Raw genomic sequence first — 1353 nt, 5'->3', positions numbered from 1 at the left:
ACCGGGGAGTACGCGGATGCGCAGGACCCGGAGACCGCGCGGCGGACCTTCGCCAGGGTGGCGGAGGCCGTCGCCTACGCCCGGGGCCTCGGGCTCACCGTCAATGCCGGTCACGGCCTGCATTACCACAACGTCGAGGCGGTCGCGGCGCTGCCCGGCATGCACGAGCTCAACATCGGCCACGCGATCATCGCGCGGGCGGTATTCAGCGGGCTCGCCGACGCCGTCGCCGACATGCGGCGTCTGATGACCGGGGCCGCCGTGCGGGGCGGGGCGTGATCGTCGGCATCGGCACCGACATCGTCGCGGTCGCGCGCATACGTCGCCTCGCCGGGGCCCCGGATACCCGGTTCGCGCGGCGGGTGCTGACCGCGGCGGAGCTCGACGAGGGGGCGGCGCTGGCGGACTTCGGGGCCTTCGCCGCCCGCCGTTTCGCCGCCAAGGAGGCGGCGGCCAAGGCCTTCGGCACGGGTATCGGGCGTGGCCTGAGCTTCCAGCACCTGCGTGTCGGTCACGATGAGGTCGGGGCGCCGCAGCTGCAGCTCGAGGGCGAGGCGCAGACGCTCGCCGTTCGCAGGGGCATCCTCCGCTGTCACCTTAGCATCTCGGACGAGCGCGACTACGCTGTCGCCTTCGTCGTGCTGGAGGGCGGTTCAGGCGGGGGAGTCGGCTGAGACCGTGTCAATCGCTTCGAGCAGATCGTCCACCGCCCCCGGTATCGCCTGAGCATCGCCGGCGACGAGGTGTCCCTCCAGCTCGGCGCAAGCCGAGCGCAGGGCTTCCGGCCCGCATACGCTGGCCGCGCCGTGGAGCTTGTGCACGTGCTCGCGCAGCGTTGCCCGGTCTCCGGTCTCGACGGCGGCGACGATGCGTTGGCGATGGTCGGGAAGCTCGTCGAGCATCATCTCCCGCAGCGTGCTCCGGGTGTCGTTATCAACGCTCGAGTGCTCCGGTGCCGGGCCGTCCCGGCCGATCGCGGCGAGAATCTGCACCTCCGTTACCGGCTTGATCAGGCAGTCGTCCATCCCGGCGGCGAGCAGCCGTTCGCGCTCTCCGCTCATGGCGTTGGCGGTGAGTGCGATGATCCGCGGCGGTCGCCGGCCGTCGTAGCTGGCGATGATCCGTCGAGCCGCCTCCTCGCCACTTATACCCGGCATGTGGATATCCATGAAGACTGTGTCGAACCACTCGTGGCGGCACGCGTCCACTGCCGCGGTACCGTCGCCGGCTTCCACCACCCGCACGCCGTTGCGTGCGGCGATGGTGGTGATGAGTTTGCGGTTGATTTCGTTGTCATCGACGACGAGCACGTTCGCGCCATCCAGGGCGTTTCCCTCGGCGTCCGCCGCGTCC

3 protein-coding genes are annotated in these 1353 nt (G+C 70.5%); 2 read left to right on the top strand and 1 reads right to left on the bottom strand.

Annotation, left to right across the window (positions count from 1 at the left end; translation table 11 throughout):
* On the top strand, positions 1–279 hold a 279-nt coding region (locus G7A99_RS19860; protein WP_205599947.1), incomplete at its 5' end, for a pyridoxine 5'-phosphate synthase.
* Positions 276–674 carry a holo-ACP synthase gene (gene acpS / locus G7A99_RS19855; RefSeq protein ID WP_018718381.1) on the top strand — a complete coding sequence of 133 codons (399 nt, stop codon included), beginning with the start codon at positions 276–278 and terminating at the stop codon, positions 672–674. The genes G7A99_RS19860 and acpS, both read left to right, overlap by 4 nt.
* Here acpS and G7A99_RS19850 read toward each other — a convergent pair.
* A partial coding sequence (locus G7A99_RS19850) for a response regulator (RefSeq protein ID WP_163143495.1) occupies positions 654–1353 on the bottom strand: 700 nt, incomplete at its 5' end. The two genes, acpS and G7A99_RS19850, sit on opposite strands and share 21 nt — an antisense overlap.

The sequence above is a fragment of the Arhodomonas sp. KWT genome (assembly GCF_010993615.1).
The sequence above is the reverse complement of the archived record's forward strand: the minus strand, read 5'-3'. Positions and strand labels throughout refer to the sequence as shown.